Source organism: Hymenobacter nivis (assembly GCF_003149515.1).
Taxonomy (GTDB): domain Bacteria; phylum Bacteroidota; class Bacteroidia; order Cytophagales; family Hymenobacteraceae; genus Hymenobacter; species Hymenobacter nivis.
This window is the reverse complement of sequence record NZ_CP029145.1, coordinates 3,588,682-3,603,028: the sequence shown is the minus strand read 5'-3', so window position 1 is coordinate 3,603,028 and position 14,347 is coordinate 3,588,682. Positions and strand designations below refer to the sequence as shown.

Sequence of the window (14,347 nt, the reverse complement as noted above, 5' to 3'; positions counted from 1 at the left end):
CGGGCTACTAGTTGGTTTTTTCTACGTTATGCTGCTTCCCAAATTTGCGCCCCCGCGCTCTTTTCACGCCGAGCTGAAGCGCCGCACGGCCGAGTATTTCCAAACCACGGGCAAGGCCCAAACCGGCAACGCCTCGCTGCTGGGCAAGGCCGCCCTGCTACTCGGAGCCCTGGTGGCACTCTACGTGCACCTGGTGTTCTTCACGCCCGCCGCCGGCTGGGCCCTGGCCGAGTGCGTACTGATGGGCGGCGTACTGGCCCTCATCGGCTTCAACGTGATGCACGACGGGGCCCACGGCAGCTTCAGCCGCCACGGCTGGCTGAACAAAGTAGCAGCCTTCACCCTCAACGTGTTGGGCGGTAGCAGCTACATGTGGGACGCCAAGCACAACACCGTGCACCACATGTACACCAACATCGACGGCGTGGACGACGACCTCGACATCCGGCCCTGGATGCGCATGACGCCCGACCAGCCCCGCCACCGCGCCCACCGCTTTCAACACCTGTACTTCGGGTTTTTCTACTGCCTGCTCTACATCTCCTGGATTTTCTTCACCGACTACCAGAAGTATTTCAGCCGCAAAATCGGTAGCGTGGACCTCAAGCCAATGAGCACCAACGACCACCTGATTTTCTGGGGCTTCAAGCTCCTGAATTTAGGACTATACGTGGCCCTGCCCATTTACATGGTGGGCTGGGGCCCCTGGCTGGCCGGCTTCCTGCTGACGAGCGCCGTGGCCGGCTTCACGCTCAGCATCGTGTTCCAGCTGGCGCACACCGTCGAGCAGGCAGCCTTCCCCGTGCCCCACGAAACCACCCGCAAAATGGAGGACGATTGGGCCATCCACCAGCTACGCACCACCGCCAATTTCGCCACCGACAGCCGCGTGATTAGCTGGCTCGTGGGGGGCCTCAACTTCCAGGTCGAGCACCACTTGTTCCCCAAAATCTCGCACGTGCACTACCCCAAGCTGAGCAAAATCATCCGCCAGACCTGCGAGGAGTTCGGCCTCCCCTACCAGGAATACCCCAAGATGCGCTACGCCGTGGCCTCGCACGTGGCTTTCCTCCGGCAAATGGGCCGGGCGTAAAGTAGCTTACCCGACTTGTAGCGTGGGCTTTGTGAGTCCGCGCGTCGAACGATTGCCGTTCAACGCGCGGACTCGTAAAGCCCACGCTACTTGTTTTTTACAGCCGCCAGCATCCGGTTCAGGTCGGCGCGCTGGTAGGCTTTGCCGCGCGCCACCACAGCGGCTATCTGCTTCACGTTGTTGATGTTGGCCAGCGGGTTGGCGTTCAGCAGCAGCAAGTCGGCGTCTTTGCCCACGGCAATGGTGCCGCTGCGGTCGGCCACGCCCATGAACCGGGCCCCGTTGAGGGTGGCCGCGCGTAGGGCCTGGGCGGGCGTGAGGCCGGCCTGCACCAGCAGCGTCAGCTCATCTTGCAGCGAGGACCCGGGGTACATAAACGAGTTGAAGGCCCCGCTGTCGGAGCCCGCCAGCAGCACGACCCCCGCGGCCTGCATCTGCGGCACAAGGGTCATGAACTTAGCTTCCAGCTTCTGAGTGAAAGCCCGGGTGGCGGCGGGCTGCAGGCGGGCGCTGGCCAGCCGCCGCGCGTAGGTGGCCTGGATTTTGGGGTCGATGTAAGCCCGCAGTGAGTCGTGGGCGTGGTCGTTTTCGCCCAGCTCGGCCAGGGTTTTGCCAATGGCCAGCGTGGGCACGGCGGCCGTGTGGTGGGTGGCCATGGCCTGAAAAATGCGCGCTGCCGCGGCTGGGCTGTAGGTATCGTACACGGCCGGCAACATGGCAAACAGCCCCAGCGGCTTGGGCGTTTTCAGACTGGCCCGCACCACAGCCGTAAGGCTGTCTTCTTTGCTTGAGCAGGCTTTGAAAACGTAGTACAAGTGCTCCGTAGCGTCCAGGCCTCGCGACACGGCGTCGCCCAGCGTGACGGAGTAGGGCATGTGGCCAGTGGTTTTCATGCCACGGGCTTCGGCCTGGGTGATGGTGTTCAGGTAGGCCTCGGGCGAAATTTTGCTATCGTAAATCTTCACAAAGTCCACCTTCAGCCGTTGCAGCGAGTCGAGGGCCTGGCTGACTTGGTTGGGCGTTTCCACTTCCAGCGAACCGGGCCAGTAGGCCGCAGGGCCGTCAATTTTGGGCCCCGACGTGAAGATGCGGGGCCCCGCCAGCGTACCCGCATCTTCGGCGCGCCGCCACGCGAAAATCCGTTGCGTGAGGTCGCCGCCGCAGTCGCGCACCGTCGTGATGCCATGAACCAGGTACAGCGCGAGGCTTTTCTTATTAGCCGCCGCCAGGCTGTCGCCGCCGCGGAAGTGCACGTGCATGTCCCATAGCCCGGGCATCAGGTAGCGGCCGGTGCCGTCGATGGTCTGCCGGGCGGCGTAGCGGGCCCGGGCGGCGGGGCCCACCTGCACAATTTTGCCGCCGGCCACGGCCACCGTTTGGTCGGGCAGTACCTGGCCGGTAACCACGTCCACCACGCCCACGTGGCTGATTACCAGGTCATAGGTTTTGGCAGGAGCAGCCGAGCGGGCGCTGCCCGCCAACAGGGCGGCCCCGCCCAGGCCAAGGGCAAGCGTATAAACTTTCATGCAATAGAAAAACTAAAGGGTGAAAACCAGCGGCCGGGGCCCCACCGCTAGTCGAAGATGTAGCGCGCGGCGCGTTCCGGGGCGGGCGGAACGGGCGCGCCCACCATTTCGAGCAAGGTGCTTTCGATGGTGTGGCTCATGGTGTTCAATGCTAGATCGTTGGCTCCCAAGCCAAAAGGCTCTTCAATTTCGCGCATGATGGCATCGAGGGCCATGAAGGTGTAGCCTACAAAAACCACGATGAGCGGCGTTAGCCAGCCAATGCTGTCCACGAGCCCAAATGGCAGCAGAAAGCAGTACAGGTACACCGTGCGGTGCAGAATGACGCTGTAAGTATACGGAATAAGCGTACCCGCCAGCCGCTCGCACCCGCCCACAATGTCGGCCAGCAGGTTGAAGTTGTGGTCGAAAGCCAGCTGCGTGGTGGTGTCGAACTGGCCATTTTCCCGGCCTTGCTGCACCCAGCGGCCCATTTCCAGCAGCAGCAGCACGGGTTTAAACGCGGCGCCCTGCACGGCCTGCGCCACCGAAGCCGGCAGCAGCCGGGCCAGGTCGGGGGCGGCGTCGGTGTACCGCAGCTGGTGCTTCAGGGCGTGGGTGAAGGCAATGAGCAGCCGCACGAAGTGCGGGGGACCCGGCGCGTCGGCGGGGTGGTGGCCCAGCGTGAGGGCCTGCCGCGCCAGCGAGCGAGTGGTGTTCAGCAGCGCGCCCCACTGCTTGCGCCCTTCCCAAAAACGGTCGTAGCTGGCGTTGTTGTAGAAGCTCAGGAAAATGGCCAGCGTGACGCCGAACAGCGTGAAGGGCGCCGCGTTCAGCGGCACTTTGTAGTGCAGCAGGTGGCCGTGCCCGTACACCACCGCCCCCGACAGTATCCCCAGCACCAGCAGGCGCGGCAAAATTTGCGGCAACACCGAGCCGTGCCATACAAACAGCAGGCGCAGCCAATTTCCTTTTTCGCGAACAATCATGCTGGAAGCGTCATCGATTGGGCCCCGGCGGGGGACCCTCGAGCGCACGGCAACCGCCGCGGCGCTATTTTGCTAAAGGTAGCCACCGCCCACCGGGCAGCTATGCCCCCACCGGGCCCAGCGCGGCGTCGGCCGCAGGCACCACGGCCCGCTCGAAGCACAGGGTCTCCGCCGCAGTTTCGGCTGGCTCAAAGCCGTTGCGGCGCAGCACCTGCTGGGCGGCCGGGTGGCCAGCCGGGGTGTGGGCCACCAGCCGGCGCACTCGGCCCGTGGCGGCGGCCTGTTGCACCAACCCACCTACCAGCTCGGTGGCCAGGCCCTGGCCGCGCCATTCTTCGGCGATGAAAAAATCCAGTTCGGCCATGCCCGCCGCGTCCGGGGGCCCCGCGAAGCCGCCCACACCCACCAGCGTGCGCGGCACGTCGCCCTCGGCTTTGCGCAGCGCATACCAGCCGTACCAGCCGGCGGCGTCGCGCCCGCCGGCGGTGAGCTGCGCCAGGGCGCCTTCCTGGGCCGCGCGGCTGGGGCCGCCGGGGAGAGGCCAGGCCGCGGGCAGGGCGGCCCCGAGCAGCAGCGGGAAGTATTGGGGCTTGTGCAGCTCGGCGGTGAGCAGCGCCCGGCTGGCCGCGAGGATGGTCAGGCGGGGCGTTTGGGCAATCAGTGGAATCATAAAAGCCCTATACGGCCGCTGGCGATGGGCGATGCCCTTGGGCGGGCGACTCCCGGCCGCAGCACACCGCCGCCAGGAAGTAGTTAGTGCCGCCGGGGCCCTACCTCGCTCTAAATCAGCGCTGAGCCAGCCGAGCCCCAGCATTTGCATTGCCGCTGCTGGCCAATGCCTTGCCGGAAGCAACACCCGCCGAGGGGCCCCAGCCCTAGTACCGACCAAAGCACGTGCGACACCGCATTGGCTAGCGCCAGCAGCGCGGGCGGCGGCACGGCGCTTTTACTAGTGGGCGGCACGGGTGCGGAGAAAACGGGCAGGGCGGGGCCCCAGCCCCAAAGTGCAACCCACCGCGAAAACGGCCCCGCCCCAGGCAGAGCCAGCCAACCACTACCCGCGCGACCCGGCCAACTGCGGCGCGACGGGCTTCGCCGGGCGGGCCAAATGGCCGGGGTTATTCCTTTAAATCAACGTAGCCCCCGCCGTTCACAACCCGGTGAAAACCTTGTTGGTACATGATGTCGGCGGCTTTGCTGCTGCGCTTGCCCGAGCGGCAGTACAGCACGTAGGTCTTGGCGGTGTCGAGCTTGGCTACCTGCTGGGCAAAATCGTCGTTGCTCACGTCGAGGTTGCGCGCCTGGCTCAAGTGCCCGGTTTGGTATTCGGCGGGCGTACGCACGTCCAGCACCACCGTAGCAGGCTGGGCCAGCAGCTGCTTGGCTTTGGGCGTGTTGATGGCCGCCGTGGGGCCCCCCGGGCCCAGCCCGGCGGCCGTTGGTGCGGCAGCCGGGGCCGTAGCGGCGGCTTGCGGAAAGGATTGGTTGCAGCCAGCGGCCACGGCCGCCAGGAGCAGGAAGGCAAGTTTTTTCATGTGCCAAAGGAATAAGGAGCAAGCGCCGGAGCGCCACCGAAAAACGGGTACGGTGAAGGTACAACTCACTACCCCGGGGAAATGGCGCGGGCCGTTTGCAAAAGCCGCGTCCTGTACTAGCGCCGGGGCCCTACCCCCAAACGCAACCCCACCGCGCCCGGAGCCCAGTACCCGGGCGCGCCCAAGGCCGCGGGCCCCCAGCTAGTTGCGGCCTAAGTACGGCGCGGCTTCGACTATTCGGTAGGCCGGGTCGTCGCGGAAAATGCCTTGCAGCGAGCCTACGTGGCGCACGCCCATTAGCACGAGCTGGCGGGTTTGGTGGGTGGCCAGCTGCGTGGTCACGATGTTGGAATAGACCTTCAAGTCGCGGTTGTAGAACACGGAAATAAACTCGGCGCCCACGTACTGGGGGTTCAGGAAGGCCGCGTCCACCATGGGGTCGGTCTTCAGGGTGCCGTGGGTGACGCGGGCCGGCGTGCGGTACACCAGCGCGTGCAGCTGCTGCACCGTGGCGGGGGCGTTCAGCGTCCGCAGGTACTGCGGCAGCGTGTGGGAGCCGTCCAGCAGCTGCTGGTCGAAGGGCGCGGCCACGGCGCGCCAGCGGGCGGTGGCTTGCTGATAAATTTCGATGTTTTGGCCCTCGTGCAGAATGCTTTGGGAGGTGCCGCCCGGGGCATTCACGCAGTGGATGCGGGCCAGCCCCAGCCGCTTGCCCAGCGCAAACCCCAGCTGGTACACTTCGGAGCGGCCATCGGGCAGGGTGCTCAAATCGAGCCGGCCCTGCCGGTAAAGCTGGTAGAGGCTGTCGAGCGCGGCTTGCCGCTCGGGCAGGGCCTCCACCAGAATGCCGTCGGGCCGGTACCGCTGCAACCCGTCGAGGACGGCCCCCAGCTCGGCCTGGCGTTTCGGCGTGAGCACGTCCGAATTTGCATTGCCGGCCTTGTAAAGCTGCGCCAGGTGGCTGCATCCCAGCAGCAGCACCGACACCGGGGCCACCCCCGCGGGGCCCCCAGCCACGGGCTGGTGCTGGGTGGTGGCGCAAGCCGCCAGGCCCAGCAGCCCAGGCAAGCCAATCAAACAACGCAGGGCACGGCGGCTAAACCAACTCATCTTGAAACGAAATAACGGGTAGTAATCGCCCGAAAATAGTCGTTCGGCGCCAGTGCAGCGGCTCAACGCATCGCCCGGGGCCCCTACATCCAAACGCAACCCCGCCGCGCCCGGGGCCCCAGCGGCCGCGGAAACGGCTGGTACCTTCGCTACATGGAATCATTGCTCGCGCGGATCACCACCAATCCGCGCCAGTGCGGCGGCCGGCCCTGCATCCGGGGCATGCGCATCCGGGTGGCCGACGTGCGCCAGCTTTTCGCCGCGGGCCTCACCGCCGAGCAGATTCTGGCCGAAATGCCCGACCTGGAAGCCCTCGACCTGCAAGCGGCCCTGCACCACGCCGCGTAAGCAACTAGTGCCGCAAGGGTAGCTGCCCTCGTTCGTTCAGGACCGTGCCGGGTGGCACCTTTCCGGTTTGTATCAGGTGCGCCAACATCTCTTGTTTCGTCACTGCCCGCCGGGTTCCGTCGCCTGCTAAGGTCTGACTTATCTTTTTCAGAATTGACGCCGCATAGGCTTGGCAGGCGCGCAAGTCCTCCGCTTCCAGGTCTGGATAATCGGCCAGGATTTCGGCTTCGCTCATGCCGGAAGACACGTATTCCAGCACCGACCACACCGGGTAGCGCAGCCCATGCACCACGGGTTGCCCGTGGCAGATATCGTAGTCGAGAGTAATGCGTGGGTGAGTAGGTGAAACAGGAGTTGCCATATGCCGAAGATACAAACCCCGCCCGGGGCCCCTACCCCCAAGCGCAAACCAGCCGCTACCGGGGGCGGCAGCGGCTAGGAGGTGCCTGTTGATACATGAATAAAATATTTTTTGGGGACAGTCGCTTTAAAACGACTCTTTAGCGGGAAGCAGTTTTATAGTGTGATAATAAACATCATACCTTTAGTCAGAAATTTTAACATAAGAATGAGCCTTCCGAGAGAACTATTTGACAAGACCATCTTCGATTTGGTTACCAACCAACTCAAAGATCTGGAAGCAAAACTTGATTCTGACGTCCTGTTTTACTATGGACCAATAGATATTTCTTACATAAAGCTTTTCAGGGATTGCATAGAGGAATTAAAAAGCCCCGCAAACCAAGAAAAGATGCATGAGAGACTCACTATTGTTCTCAATACGCCTGGTGGTTCAGCTGAAGCCACCGAGAAAATGGTCGAAATCGTTAGGGCAAACTATAGCGAATTGTACTTTGTAGTCCCTGATTTCGCAATGTCAGCTGGCACTCTGTTCTGTATGGCAGGTGACAAGATTTATATGGACTATTCATCTTCATTAGGTCCCATTGATCCCCAGGTTCTCGTTGGCAATGCTTACGTGCCAGCCTTGGGTTACTTGGACAAAGTTGACGAGTTCATCAAAAAGTCTGCCGCTGGCACTCTGACCCAAGCGGAGTTTCTGATGTTGCAACAACAGGATATAGCTAAGCTAAACTTTTATCAGCAGGCGAAAGAGCTAACTATCTCCCTAATGAAGGATTGGCTAGTTCAGTACAAATTTAAAGATTGGACCACCCATCGCACGGACGCCCAAAAGAAGGGACAGCCTGTAACTAACCAAGAAAAAATAGATAGAGCAGATTCTATTGCAAGAGACTTGGGGGATAACAAAAGATGGCATTCGCACGGACGGTTCATCGGAATCAATACCATTCAAACAGTACTGAGGCTTGAAGTAGAAGACTATTCGAAGGATGTTCCGCTGCGAAACCTTATCAGAAGCTATAACGATATGATTCTTAGCTACATCTTACGACACCAATTTCCTGCCCTAATTCATTCTAAGCTTGGCTTTTAACTTTTCAATCCTTCTCAGCTAACCTCACTTTTCCCGCCTCAATCATGAAAGATCTCCAAGAATTAGAAACAGTCCTTGCCGAAGGGGAAAAAAAGTTTGGCCAAGACCCGAACTTTGTTGAAATGAACCAAATGGTTAAGGATCTTCAAGCACTAGGACTGCTCCAAAAACCTAAATATGACATTGCTCCAATGGATACTATTGGAAAAAGACTCTATGAATCTTGCTCGTATACTACCTGGTAGTTAAGATATAGGTAGTTACTCTTCGGATAGAATCAAAAAAATACTTATGTAATAAAAAGAAGGCCGCTCAAATTGAGCGGCCTTCTTTTTATCCCCCCCTTAAGACCCGCAGGCCTCGCAATCCTCGGGGTTATCCAGCGAGCAGCTCATGTCGCTTTGGTTCTGGGCGGCCACGAGCATCGGCTCCAGGGTTTCGGCGGCTTGCTTTTCTATCGGAATATGGTAGGTTAGGTGGGTTAGCGAATATTCATGGCCTCCATGCTGTTGCAAGTGCCCGCGAACAGAACCGCCCCCCATACTTGTTCACGGTATTGAACTTTGCACTAGCTTTACTTAAACCGGGCCTTGGTTCGGTTTCCTTGCTTGTTTTCCTATGGCTACGCTACTCACCGACCCTCACGGCCGCCTCACCAAAGCCCAGGTAGAGGTTTTACTCGTTCTTGATGACGACAGCGGCCAATATGTGGCTTACTGCCCAGCGCTGGAGTTATCTTCTTACGGCGACACCGAAGACGAGGCCCGCGCCGCGTTTGAAGATGCGTTGGCGATCTTCCTTAAAGACACGGCAGAGCGTGGCACTCTCGACCAATTGTTACTGGCGTTAGGCTGGCGGCTCCTTAAGCAGCCCGAGCCCGTTTACGAGCCCCCGCGGTTGTCCGTCGAGTTGCTTAACCAAACGGCCCGTAGCCGCCGCATCCTCACTGAAGAGGTACTATTACCGGCTTAAGTTCACCCGGATTTTCAAAGAAAAAGCCCCTGCTGGTAAAGCAGAGGCTTTTTCTTTGATCTTACTGCTCGTTTTTGCGCTTACGAGCAGCGGCTTTCGCGGCCTTGGGATTGGCCTGTTCCGCCAGCATTTTGTTAAATTCTTCCCTGGTTACTACTCCCGATAGCTCCAACGTGCTCAAGTTGGTGTGCATATGCAACATTGGGATGTCTTTATCCTTGTCACGAATAGTGATGGTACGAAGCAGTTTTTTACCTGCTTCAGATGGGAAATCCCATTGCTGGTGGCTGGCCTCGGTGCGAATCAAGACCAGCCCCAGCATTCGCAGTAGAGCTACGAACTGTTGGTACGGAATGGACTTCACGCCGAACTACGACCCGCAGGCCTCACAGGCGTCCGGGTTATCCAGCGAGCAGCTCATGTCGCTTTGGTTCTGGGCGGCCACGAGCATCGGCTCCAGGGTTTCGGCGGCTTGCTTTTCCACCGTGAACTTGATGGCGTCGGCGGCGGCTTTGGTGCGCAGGTAGTACATGCCGGTTTTCAGGCCGCGCTTCCAGCTGTGGAAGTGCATGCTGGTGAGCTTGCCGAAGTTCACGTTCAGCACGTGCAGGTTCAGGCTCTGGCTCTGGCAGATGTAGGCCCCGCGGTCGGCCGACATGTCGATGATGCGGCGCTGTGAAATCTCCCACACCGTCTTGTACAGGTCCTTGATGTGCTGCGGCACCCGGGCAATGCCCTGCACCGAGCCGTTGGCGGCGATGATTTCCTGCTTCATCGCGTCGTTCCACAGGCCCAGGGCCACCAGGTCCTTCAGCAAGTGCTTGTTCACCACCATGAACTCGCCGCTCAGCACGCGCCGCACGTAAATGTTGCTCGTGTAGGGCTCAAACGACTCGTTGTTGCCCAGAATCTGGGCGGTACTTGCCGTGGGCATGGGCGCCACTAGTAGCGAGTTGCGCACGCCATGCTCAATTACCTCGGCGCGCAGCGTGTCCCAGTCCCAGCGGCCCGACTTAGGCGTCACGCCCCAGAGGTCGAACTGGAACTTGCCCTGGCTCAGGGGCGAGCCCTGGAAGGTTTCGTAGGCCCCCTCCTTCATGGCCAGGTCCTTCGAGGCCGTCATGGCGGCGAAGTAGATGGTTTCGAAGATGTCCTCGTTCAGGCCCGAGGCCTCGTCGCTCTCGAACGGCATGCGCAGGGCGATGAACGTATCGGCCAGGCCCTGCACGCCCAGCCCGATGGGGCGGTGGCGGAAGTTGCTGCGCTGCGTTTCGGGCACCGGGTAGTAGTTCACGTCAATCACCTTGTTCAGGTTCAGCGTGGCCTGGTAGGTCACCTCGTACAGCTTGTCGTGGTCGAAGGTGACGTTGCCCTTGGCGTCCGTCACGAGGTAGCGGGGCAGCGCCAGCGAGGCCAGGTTGCACACCGCAATCTCGTCTTTATCAGTGTACTCCAGAATCTCGGTGCACAGGTTGCTGCTCTTAATCGTGCCCAGGTTTTGCTGGTTCGATTTGCGGTTGGCCGCGTCCTTGAACAGCATATAGGGCGTGCCCGTCTCCGTCTGGCTTTCCAGGATGGCGAACCACAACTCCTGCGCCTTGATGGTTTTGCGGCCGCGGCCGTCGCGCTCGTACTTCAGGTACAGCTTCTCGAACTCGGGGCCCCAGGAGTTCTCCAGGCCCGGGCACTCGTGGGGGCACATCAGCGTCCAGTCGCCGTTGTCCTCCACCCGCTTCATGAACAAATCCGGCGTCCACATGGCGTAAAACAGGTCGCGGGCGCGCATTTCCTCCTTGCCGTGGTTCTTCTTCAGGTCGAGGAATTCGAACACGTCGGCGTGCCAGGGCTCCAGGTAAATGGCAAACGCGCCCTTGCGCTTCCCACCGCCCTGGTCCACGTAGCGGGCAGTGTCGTTGAATACCTTCAGCATCGGCACCAGCCCGTTCGAGTTGCCGTTCGTGCCCTTGATGTAGGAGCCCGTGGCCCGCACATTGCTGATGGACAGGCCAATGCCGCCGGCGCTCTGCGAAATCAGCGCGCAGTTTTTCAGCGTGTCGTAAATGCCGTCAATCGAGTCGTCCTTCATCGTCAGCAGGAAGCACGACGACATCTGCGGCTTCGGCGTGCCCGCGTTGAAGAGCGTGGGCGTAGCGTGGGTGAACCAGCGCTCCGACATCAAATTGTAGGTTTTGATGGCCGACTCAATGTCTTCCTTGTGGATGCCCACCGACACGCGCATCAGCATATGCTGGGGCCGCTCCACCACCTTGCCCTCCAGGCGCAGCAAGTAGCTGCGCTCCAAGGTCTTAAAGCCGAAGAAGTCATAGTTGTAGTCCCGGTCGTAGATGATGGCCGAGTCCAGCGTGGCGGCGTGCTTGTGGATGACCTCCCACACGTCCTTGGCCAGCAGCGAGGCATTGTCGCCGTTTTTGGGGTCCTCGTAGGTGTACAGCCGCTTCATGGTGCTGCTGAACGACTTGGAAGTCACCTTGTGCAGGTTGCTCACCGCGATGCGCGCCGCCAGGATGGCGTAGTCGGGGTGGCGGGTGGTGAGCGAGGCAGCAGTTTCGGCGGCGAGGTTGTCCAGCTCCACGGTCGTCACGCCGTCGTAGATGCCGTCAATCACCTTCTTGGCCACCTCAATCGGCGACACGAAATCCATGTGCAGGCCGTAGCACAGCTTCTCAATCCGGGCCGTGACTTTATCAAATTTCACGGATTCACGGCGGCCGTCGCGTTTAATTACTAGCATAGTTAATTCTTTGGGGTGAGCAAAGGAGAATATTTCAGTGGCTTGCTAAAGCAGAACCAGGACTTTCAAGACCGGAAATTACTCCGAAGGTTGGGGGGCCCCAAGGGAAAACTTTAGAAGTTTTCCACATAGCTTGAAAATGAGGCCGCCCGGCCGCTTTTTCAAAAACGAGCTGGGCGGCAGATGTGGACATTAAGTGAATAATGATTATAGGTCAGCTAATTATTGGCATTATGCCACACGCAATATGCATCATTTTTTGCTGAAACCCCACCATAGCCCACTCATTACCAGGGCCCCACCCACCACCAGGGCCCCAACCGTCACTGGGGCCCCCAGGGCCTTGCACGAGCACGAAGCCAATACCGGCCGGCCACCGATGCGCAGCCGGCGGCGGCAAAAAGCACAGGGCGAAAGCGCGGGGTCGACCTGGCCGGGCAGCGGCCATTGTTCGGGGATAGGCATCATCGGGGTACGGGGTGAAGGGGTAAAACCATAGCTTGCGCTCGACGGTAGATACCGCGTTCCGCAAAAGGTCACCTACTCCGCCCGCATGCCCGACGCCTGCCCGCCCCTGCCCCCGTTTACCTTCGAGACGGCCACCCAAAAAGCCCGCCTCGCCGCAGACGCCTGGAGCTCCTGCGACCCCGCCCGCGTAGCCCTGGCCTACACCGAAGCCAGCCAGTGGCGCAACCGCAGCGAGTTCTTCACGGGCCGCGCCGCCATCCAGGCCTTCCTCGCCCGCAAGTGGGCCCAGGAGCACGAATACCGCCTCATCAAGGAGCTTTGGGGCTTCCACGAGTACCGCATCGCCGTGCGCTTCCAATACGAGTACCGCAACACCCAAAACCAGTGGTTCCGCGCCTACGGCAACGAACAGTAGGAATTCGACGCCCAGGGCCTCATGCAGCGCCGCGAAGCTAGCATCAACGAGTAACCATTGCGGAGGAGGACCGGAAATTCTACTGGCTCCAGGGCCCCCGGCCGGCGGACCACCCAGAGTTGACGGATTTGGGGCTGTAGTTTACTAGCAATTCTCATTTGCAAAGAAGCCGCCTAACTAGATTGAATCCAGTCCGGGCGGCTTCTTTGTTTATACAGCCAGTAAGTAAATTTATTGTTGTATACCCTGAATTTTTAGTCGGGTACCGCCACAACACGGGCACAAACCTAAGTCAGGCACGATGGTGTAAGTAACACATACCTTTAACCCCACTCGCTGAAAGTTAGCTGGCAGACTACCAACTACTACCCGGTAGGTATCGTCGCCATCCACTTGTAGCAGAAAATCATATTGCTGGCACCCGCTGGTTCCATGAAGCACGGTGGCGCTCCGATAGTTACCACCACAGATTTGCGGCTGATCTTTCTTACAGGCGGCCGCGATGATTATTATCAAGAGCGAGGCAAGGAGTTGACGAGGGCGCATGGGACGGAAGAATAAGGCATTTTACCCAGATACCCGGGGCCCTACTAACCGTTGCATTAGCCGCCCTAAAAATCCTCGTCCAGCGAGAACACGTTGTCGTTACGCTCGCTCATTACGCCGGCCTTCTGGTACTCAGCCACGCGCTTCTCGAAGAAGTTGGTTTTGCCCTGCACCGAAATCATTTCCATGAAGTCGAACGGGTTGGTGGTGTTGTAGATTTTACCGCAGCCCAGGGCCACCAGCAGGCGGTCGGCCACAAACTCGATGTACTGCGACATCGTCTTGGCGTTCATGCCGATAAGGCTCACCGGCAGGGCCTCCGTCACAAATTCCTGCTCGATGGCCACCGCGTCGGCGATGATGGCTTGCACGCGCTCCGTGGGCAGCTTATTTTGGAGGTAGCCGTAGAGCAGGCAGGCGAAGTCGCAGTGCAGCCCCTCGTCGCGCGAAATCAGCTCGTTGGAGAACGTCAGACCGGGCATCAGGCCGCGCTTTTTCAGCCAGAAAATGGAGCAGAATGAGCCTGAGAAGAAGATACCTTCCACGGCGGCAAAGGCGATGAGGCGCTCGGCGAAGTTTTCGGAGTTAATCCACTTCAGGGCCCACTCACCTTTCTTCTGCACGGCAGGCACCGTTTCGAGGGCGTTGAACAGGTAATCCTTCTCCTTTGGGTCTTTGATGTACGTGTCAATCAGCAGCGAATACGTCTCGCTGTGAATATTTTCCATCATAATCTGGAAGCCGTAGAAGCAACGCGCCTCGGGCAACTGCACCTCCTGCATAAAGTTGACGGCCAGGTTCTCGTTCACGATGCCGTCGGAGGCTGCGAAGAAGGCCAATACGTGCTTGATGAAGTGGCGCTCGTTGTCGTTGAGGTTGTTCCAGTCCTTTTGGTCCTGGCTCAGGTCGATTTCCTCGGCGGTCCAGAACGAGGCCTCAGCCTTCTTGTAGAACTGCCATACTTCGGCGTTCTGGATCGGAAAAAGCACAAATCGGTTGGGGTTTTCGGCGAGGAGCGGTTCCATGCGGTAGCGGCTAGGGGTGGCGAAAAAACGAAGGGATTGGGTAGGCAAACCAGCTAGCGCGGCCGTTGTTTGGCCGCGGCGCAACGGCCGCACGGGGCCCCCGACTCCAAAGATAGGCAAGTACCCGACT

At 60.0% G+C, this 14,347-nt stretch carries 17 protein-coding genes; 6 read left to right on the top strand and 11 right to left on the bottom strand.

Annotated features, from left to right (window positions below; translation table 11 throughout):
* The first annotated feature begins 28 nt into the window (after positions 1-28).
* Positions 29-1,093, top strand: a complete 1,065-nt coding sequence (locus DDQ68_RS16005; RefSeq protein WP_109657202.1) for a fatty acid desaturase family protein — start codon at positions 29-31, stop codon at positions 1,091-1,093.
* 86 nt (positions 1,094-1,179) lie between these two features.
* Here DDQ68_RS16005 and DDQ68_RS16000 read toward each other — a convergent pair whose 3' ends face one another.
* The 5 genes from DDQ68_RS16000 to DDQ68_RS15980 all read right to left on the bottom strand — a co-directional run bounded on the left by DDQ68_RS16000 (position 1,180) and on the right by DDQ68_RS15980 (position 6,190).
* Positions 1,180-2,619, bottom strand: coding sequence for an amidohydrolase family protein (locus tag DDQ68_RS16000; protein WP_109657201.1), 1,440 nt, complete (start codon positions 2,617-2,619; stop codon positions 1,180-1,182).
* Positions 2,620-2,666: 47 nt separating this feature from the next.
* Complete coding sequence (locus DDQ68_RS15995; protein WP_109657200.1) at positions 2,667-3,587, bottom strand: bestrophin family protein; 921 nt, start codon at positions 3,585-3,587, stop codon at positions 2,667-2,669.
* Between the two features lie 100 nt (positions 3,588-3,687).
* The gene (locus tag DDQ68_RS15990; protein ID WP_162550162.1) at positions 3,688-4,257 is read right to left on the bottom strand and encodes a GNAT family N-acetyltransferase; all 570 of its coding nucleotides are present in this window, start codon (positions 4,255-4,257) and stop codon (positions 3,688-3,690) included.
* Positions 4,258-4,705: 448 nt separating this feature from the next.
* Positions 4,706-5,122: a rhodanese-like domain-containing protein gene (locus DDQ68_RS15985; RefSeq protein ID WP_109657198.1), complete on the bottom strand. Its 417-nt coding sequence runs from the start codon at positions 5,120-5,122 to the stop codon at positions 4,706-4,708.
* A gap of 201 nt (positions 5,123-5,323) precedes the next feature.
* Positions 5,324-6,190 carry a DUF5694 domain-containing protein gene (locus DDQ68_RS15980; protein ID WP_109657197.1) on the bottom strand — a complete coding sequence of 289 codons (867 nt, stop codon included), beginning with the start codon at positions 6,188-6,190 and terminating at the stop codon, positions 5,324-5,326.
* Between the two features lie 195 nt (positions 6,191-6,385).
* Between DDQ68_RS15980 and DDQ68_RS15975 the strand changes: the two genes are divergently transcribed.
* A complete protein-coding gene (locus tag DDQ68_RS15975) occupies positions 6,386-6,580 on the top strand; it encodes a DUF433 domain-containing protein (protein WP_109657196.1) in 195 nt (64 codons plus the stop codon).
* 4 nt (positions 6,581-6,584) lie between these two features.
* On the opposite strand, the gene DDQ68_RS15970 is transcribed toward DDQ68_RS15975, so the two are convergent.
* Positions 6,585-6,941 carry a DUF433 domain-containing protein gene (locus tag DDQ68_RS15970; protein ID WP_109657195.1) on the bottom strand — a complete coding sequence of 119 codons (357 nt, stop codon included), beginning with the start codon at positions 6,939-6,941 and terminating at the stop codon, positions 6,585-6,587.
* 207 nt (positions 6,942-7,148) lie between these two features.
* Here DDQ68_RS15970 and DDQ68_RS15965 point away from each other — a divergent pair, with 207 nt between their 5' ends.
* Complete coding sequence (locus DDQ68_RS15965) at positions 7,149-8,039, top strand: SDH family Clp fold serine proteinase (protein WP_109657194.1); 891 nt, start codon at positions 7,149-7,151, stop codon at positions 8,037-8,039.
* 44 nt (positions 8,040-8,083) lie between these two features.
* On the top strand, positions 8,084-8,284 hold the full coding sequence (locus tag DDQ68_RS22955) for a hypothetical protein (protein ID WP_162550160.1): 201 nt from the start codon (positions 8,084-8,086) through the stop codon (positions 8,282-8,284).
* A 99-nt stretch (positions 8,285-8,383) separates the two neighbouring features.
* Here the strand turns inward: DDQ68_RS22955 and DDQ68_RS15960 are convergent, their stop codons facing one another.
* Entirely contained in the window at positions 8,384-8,554 is a 171-nt protein-coding gene (locus DDQ68_RS15960) for a hypothetical protein (RefSeq protein WP_162550159.1), read from the bottom strand.
* A 103-nt stretch (positions 8,555-8,657) separates the two neighbouring features.
* On the opposite strand from DDQ68_RS15960, the gene DDQ68_RS15955 reads away from it, so the two are divergent.
* On the top strand, positions 8,658-9,011 hold the full coding sequence (locus DDQ68_RS15955; RefSeq protein WP_068238615.1) for a type II toxin-antitoxin system HicB family antitoxin: 354 nt from the start codon (positions 8,658-8,660) through the stop codon (positions 9,009-9,011).
* A gap of 61 nt (positions 9,012-9,072) precedes the next feature.
* On the opposite strand, the gene DDQ68_RS15950 is transcribed toward DDQ68_RS15955, so the two are convergent.
* From DDQ68_RS15950 to DDQ68_RS15940, 3 genes are all read right to left on the bottom strand, one after another.
* Positions 9,073-9,333, bottom strand: coding sequence for a hypothetical protein (locus DDQ68_RS15950; protein ID WP_109657192.1), 261 nt, complete (start codon positions 9,331-9,333; stop codon positions 9,073-9,075).
* Positions 9,334-9,381: 48 nt separating this feature from the next.
* Positions 9,382-11,763 (bottom strand): ribonucleoside-diphosphate reductase subunit alpha, encoded by a 2,382-nt coding sequence (locus tag DDQ68_RS15945; protein WP_109657191.1) that lies wholly within the window; start codon positions 11,761-11,763, stop codon positions 9,382-9,384.
* 252 nt (positions 11,764-12,015) lie between these two features.
* The gene (locus tag DDQ68_RS15940; RefSeq protein ID WP_109657190.1) at positions 12,016-12,231 is read right to left on the bottom strand and encodes a hypothetical protein; all 216 of its coding nucleotides are present in this window, start codon (positions 12,229-12,231) and stop codon (positions 12,016-12,018) included.
* Between the two features lie 85 nt (positions 12,232-12,316).
* Between DDQ68_RS15940 and DDQ68_RS15935 the strand changes: the two genes are divergently transcribed.
* Complete coding sequence (locus tag DDQ68_RS15935) at positions 12,317-12,646, top strand: DUF1348 family protein (protein ID WP_245897074.1); 330 nt, start codon at positions 12,317-12,319, stop codon at positions 12,644-12,646.
* Positions 12,647-13,257: 611 nt separating this feature from the next.
* Here DDQ68_RS15935 and DDQ68_RS15930 read toward each other — a convergent pair.
* Complete coding sequence (locus DDQ68_RS15930) at positions 13,258-14,217, bottom strand: ribonucleoside-diphosphate reductase small subunit (protein ID WP_109657189.1); 960 nt, start codon at positions 14,215-14,217, stop codon at positions 13,258-13,260.
* Between the last annotated feature and the right edge of the window lie 130 nt (positions 14,218-14,347).